The 4,621-nt window shown below is 66.3% G+C and carries 5 protein-coding genes; 4 read left to right on the top strand and 1 reads right to left on the bottom strand.

Annotated features, from left to right (window positions below; genetic code table 11):
* Positions 1 to 390: 390 nt before the first annotated feature.
* The 4 genes from DD1DGNOD_RS02515 (at position 391) to DD1DGNOD_RS02500 (ending at position 2,721) form a co-directional block, all read left to right on the top strand.
* Positions 391 to 600, top strand: coding sequence for a hypothetical protein (locus DD1DGNOD_RS02515; RefSeq protein ID WP_131765615.1), 210 nt, complete (start codon positions 391 to 393; stop codon positions 598 to 600).
* A 71-nt stretch (positions 601 to 671) separates the two neighbouring features.
* On the top strand, positions 672 to 1,001 hold the full coding sequence (locus DD1DGNOD_RS02510; RefSeq protein ID WP_131769353.1) for a hypothetical protein: 330 nt from the start codon (positions 672 to 674) through the stop codon (positions 999 to 1,001).
* Positions 998 to 1,870 (top strand): radical SAM protein, encoded by an 873-nt coding sequence (locus DD1DGNOD_RS02505; protein WP_131765624.1) that lies wholly within the window; start codon positions 998 to 1,000, stop codon positions 1,868 to 1,870. Before DD1DGNOD_RS02510 ends, DD1DGNOD_RS02505 begins: the two co-directional genes overlap by 4 nt.
* Positions 1,867 to 2,721, top strand: coding sequence for a hypothetical protein (locus tag DD1DGNOD_RS02500; RefSeq protein WP_131765614.1), 855 nt, complete (start codon positions 1,867 to 1,869; stop codon positions 2,719 to 2,721). The genes DD1DGNOD_RS02505 and DD1DGNOD_RS02500 overlap by 4 nt, the downstream gene beginning before the upstream one ends.
* A gap of 787 nt (positions 2,722 to 3,508) precedes the next feature.
* Here DD1DGNOD_RS02500 and DD1DGNOD_RS02490 read toward each other — a convergent pair.
* A complete protein-coding gene (locus DD1DGNOD_RS02490) occupies positions 3,509 to 4,144 on the bottom strand; it encodes an RNA polymerase sigma factor (RefSeq protein ID WP_131769352.1) in 636 nt (211 codons plus the stop codon).
* Between the last annotated feature and the right edge of the window lie 477 nt (positions 4,145 to 4,621).

Genomic DNA, 4,621 nt, shown 5'->3' with positions numbered 1-4,621 from the left:
GGGAAGCAACGGACGTGATCGGATGCTCGGATGCTCGGATGGTGACGGTAGGAGCATCCGATGAACATGTTCCGGTGATGGTGCCGGGTTGTCACGCGATGACACTCGAATGTTCGGAGATGACACCAAGATGCCGCGTGACGACACAAAGACGTCACCTAGACGCACGGAAGCCGTCACTGTGAAGACGCCGGAAAGTACCGATAGTGATTGGCGACGGTTCTGGTTGGGATGACATGAGTCCCCACACAGCGCCGCAGGGCGATACCGAATTTCGGGCGTGGGAAGCGTCCGGGCGGTGTCGCCGGGCCGGTTCCGGGCGGGTGTCCCCTTCACTCTTCATCCCTCCGGGCCGGCTTGTCACCGGTCAATGCGGGAGGAGGCAGGGCTATGGACGGTTCGGGCACGCTGTATGCGCTGATCCAGTTCGGTGGTGCGGAGAGGTGGGCGGTCTCGGGGGTGGTGATGGCCTTTGAGAGCGTGACCGCCGCCGATCAGCATGCCCGGTCGGCCGGGATGAGTGACTATGCGGTAGGACCGGTGCGGTTCACCAAGAGTGTGGCGGCGTCGGCGGTGCGCTGGCGGGGAGAGACCCGATGAGCGGGGACGGTTCGCCTCTGTCGGAGCGCTGCCGGTCCGTGCCGAGAACGCCGCATACCGATGACCGGACCGTGCGGGACGGTCCGGCGCTGCGGGTGCCGGATCTCCGTCGGAGCCTGCTCGCGGTGTTGGCAGTGACGCCGGAACCGCTGTTGCGGGCCGGGGACGGGGTGACGGAAGCCGAGGCGTTGGCGTTTGTCGCCGGTCAGCATGCGGCGTTGGAGGCGGTGCACACCGCGGTGGCCCGGACGTGGCGTGCGGGCAGGCTGCCGCCGGGTCGGCGCGGGAGCGAGCCGGCGGATGCCGGCGGTGACTTCACCGCTGACAGTGACGGCGACGGGTCTGGGCCGGGCCGGGCCGGGCCGGTGAGCCATGTTCGCAGAGACGGAGTGTGCATATGATCCCTGTAGCTACTATCCCGACCCGGTTCCTGTGGCTCGAGATCACCGGACGCTGTCAGCTTACGTGCGTGCACTGCTATGCGGATTCATCCCCACAAGGTGGCCACGGAGCGATGACCGCATCCGATTGGATACGCCTCATCGAGGACGCCGCCGAACACGGCATCGAGATGGTCCAGTTCATCGGCGGTGAGCCGACCGTGCACCCGGCGTTTCCCGATCTGGTGACCCACGCGCTTGCGGTCGGGCTCCGGGTGGAGATGTTCACCAATCTCTACCGGGTCACCCCCACGCTGTGGGACCTGTTCTCCCGCCAGCCGGGTGTCCAGTTGGCGACGTCGTATTACTCTGACGACCCGACCCAACATGATGCGATCACTGGCCGGTCGGGAAGCCACACCCGGACCAGGGAGAACATCGCCGAGGCGGTACGCCGGAAGATCCCGTTACGGGTAGGCATCATCGGCGTCAACGACGCTCAGCGTGTCGACCAGGCGCGCGCGGACCTCGCGGCCCTCGGGGTCACCGACATCGGCTATGACCAGATGCGGGCGTTCGGCCGCGGTGCCCATGCGATGAACGAGGCGGACACCTGCGGGCAGTGCGGGCATGGCACCGCCGCCATCGGCCCGGACGGTACGGTGTCGCCGTGTGTGTTCACGCGGCATGCGGTCGTCGGCAATGCCCGACGGGAACCGCTGCGCACGGTTCTTGACAGCGACGCCTTCCGAACGCAGGTGGCGTGGCTCGACCAGGTCCGCCGGTCCGAGGAGACCGCGTGCATGCCCAACATGAAATGCGGGCCGCGCTCCAGCTGCCAGCCGTCGTGCACACCGTCCTGTAGCCCCCTGAGGAAGACGTTTACGTGAGGCAGCGATGGTTGCCGGTCCGTGTCGATGACTACGACGCGTGGCTCGCGGACGTGTTCTTGGAAGCAGCCCAGCGACTGGGAGTCGCGCCCTGCACGCCAGCTACCAGCGTCGCGGACAACATCGGCGGCCCGGTGCTTTACAAGGGTGAACGGGTATGGCTGCGTGTCGCTCCATTCCACGAAAACGGGATGGACAGGGAGGCGTGGACGGGCATCCGCGACGCCGCTGTCCTCAGCGGCATCCACAAACCGACGCTGCTGGGCAGTGTGGAGTGGGCGCACACCCAGCCGGTGAACGTCCCGGTGTGCGCCGACCTGATGACCCTGGCCACTGACCCGGTCGCGGCGCCCGGCAGCCAGTACCTGGCCACACCGATCACCCTGTCCCCGAGGTGGCTGGGTGATCTGCGTGCCTCCCTGGACGCGCTGGCCACCCATCCTACCGACCGGACCTTCTGGGCGCACTGTGCCGAACGGTACAGATACCTGTTGCACGCGGTCTACGGGCGACCGCTCCCGTCGGGGATCGAGCCGACCTGGGGCAGCACCGAACACCTGGACCTGCACTGGGGCAACGTCACTGTGCCCAACCTGATGATCCTTGACTGGGAGCACTGGGGCGTCGGTGTGACCGGGTATGGGGCCGCGCGACTGTACTGCACCGCTCTGGCCGTCCCCGAGGTTGCCGAGCGTGTGTACGCCACGTTCGCGGATGTGCTCGACAGTCCGTCGGGGCGCTACGCACAGCTGGTCGCTGCCGCTGACATCCTGGTCAACGTGGCCTACTATGAGGACACTGTTGATCTTTGCTCTGCTCTGCACCAACTCGCCAAAAAGATCCTGGGCTGACCGGAGGAGCTCCAGTTGATCGTAGAGAGTCGGTCCAGCCGGAAAATATCCTGATCTTTCCAGGGGCCGGCGGCCCCGCACCTGTCAGCGTCATTGTGTGTTCGGCACTATGATCACGGTCGACCGGTCGTGGTCGAAGGCAAGGCTGGCGCAGGGCCGTCCCGCAGCCCACGGCTGACCGAATCCGCTGTCGTCGATCCGCCAGGACTGTAGGCCATAAGCATCCAACTTCCGCCGGATCATGTCGATGATCTCGCTGCGGGGACGGCAATGATCCGCCCTCACAGCGGTGATCGCTTCATTTTGGAAAGCGGCGAAGCTGCGCGCAGAATCAGATACTCCCATAAACGGTCTCAATCCCAGCGTGCGGCAGGCATCCTTCGACGGAAACACCGCTATGCCCCCGCCCGGGGTAAGACAGATAGCAAGCTCCGGCGGCACATTCGTCCCGGCGGACCGCCACACATTCCGGCAGGATTCTGCCGGGTCCACCGCCCCGCCGCCGACAATGTCCGTGTCACCCTGAAGACTCACCGTCGTGTGGCACGACACCGTCGTGGCCTGTGTCGCCATTCCGCCGGGAAGCAACGCCCGACCTGCGGCCGTAACAGAGACAGCCAGCACCGCGACAGCCGGAACAACCACCAGCTTTCGCCGCCACCACGGCGTCCGGACGGGCCTGGACGCCGCCATGGTATGGCGTTCGAGCAGCAGCTGACGTTGCGCCAACCGCTCCGCCGGGATGGACCGCTGTGGTGGCAGCCGAGGAAAATCCAGATCGGACATGTCACACCACTCCTCGACCGTGCCGGCCTGTGACCGGTGTCGCCGTGCCCACGGAATCCTGGAACGCACCCGTCGCAGCAGCCCGAACCTTCGCAAGCCGAACCCGGGCGCGGGCCAGACGCGACCGGACTGTTCCCACCGGTATGCCCAGAGCGACCGCGGCTTCCGTATAACTCAAACCAGCCATCGCCACCAGGGCAACAACATCCCGCTCACCACGGTTCAGTAACGCAAGCTCGTGCAGGATTTCCCGCATCCACTGCTCGTCGTCGAGCCGCGCCACGACCTCGTCGGAGGGATCGGGCTCTACCCCCGGAGGGGGCAGCCGGTACAGCGCCGCGTCGTAACGACGAGCAGCCCGCAGCTGATTGCGCACCACGTTCGTCGCCACCCCGAGCAGCCACGGACGCAACGACCCGGACACGGCGACCGCGTCGGCCCGCCGCCGCCACGCCTCCAGGAAGACCACAGACGTGGCATCCTCCGCCGTGCTCCACGAACCGAGCCGGTGGAAGCAGTAGGTGTAGACGGCGCTGGAGTGCGCACGGAACAGAAGTCCGAACGCCGCCCCGTCCCCGGACCCGGCCCGCGCAAGCAGCTCACCGTCGGGGACGGACCCAACGGACTCAGTCGTCATCGATCGCTCTCATACCTCGTAATGTCCGCACGAGGTCGTCAGGTTCCCGGTGGATCCCCATCATCTTCAGGACAGGGGCTTCGGTGGCTCCTGCCTCGTGCGGACGCCAGACCCCGTACACGGTATGGATGCCCGGCAGAGCGACGACCGTATGGCCTATCCGCCGCTGACGGCACCGATAGATCGGTAGCACGTTCGGGATGTCTGGGCATTGCGTGGGGCCGAACTGCTTCGCTGTCCTCTCGCCAAGTTGATTCGACATGTTTTTGTAGCGGTTTCCACCTGCAGCTGACGGGCCTCCACCGCCGGTTTCCGATCGTCTCTCGTAGCCTCCAGGCGTGGTGGGCACACTCGGCGGACCGGTGTCCGCCAGCGGGACGCAGCTGGGCCGGGCCAACGGCGACAAGGCGAACGGGAACGGCGACGGAACGAACGGCGGCAGGACGAAGATGGGCCGGGCCGGTCGTTTGAGGTCAG

Origin of the sequence: Candidatus Protofrankia californiensis (assembly GCF_900634765.1) — a bacterium.
GTDB classification, from domain to species: Bacteria; Actinomycetota; Actinomycetes; order Frankiales; family Frankiaceae; genus Protofrankia; species Protofrankia californiensis.
Note: the sequence above shows the minus strand (reverse complement) of the source record. Positions and strands in the feature narration are given on the sequence as shown.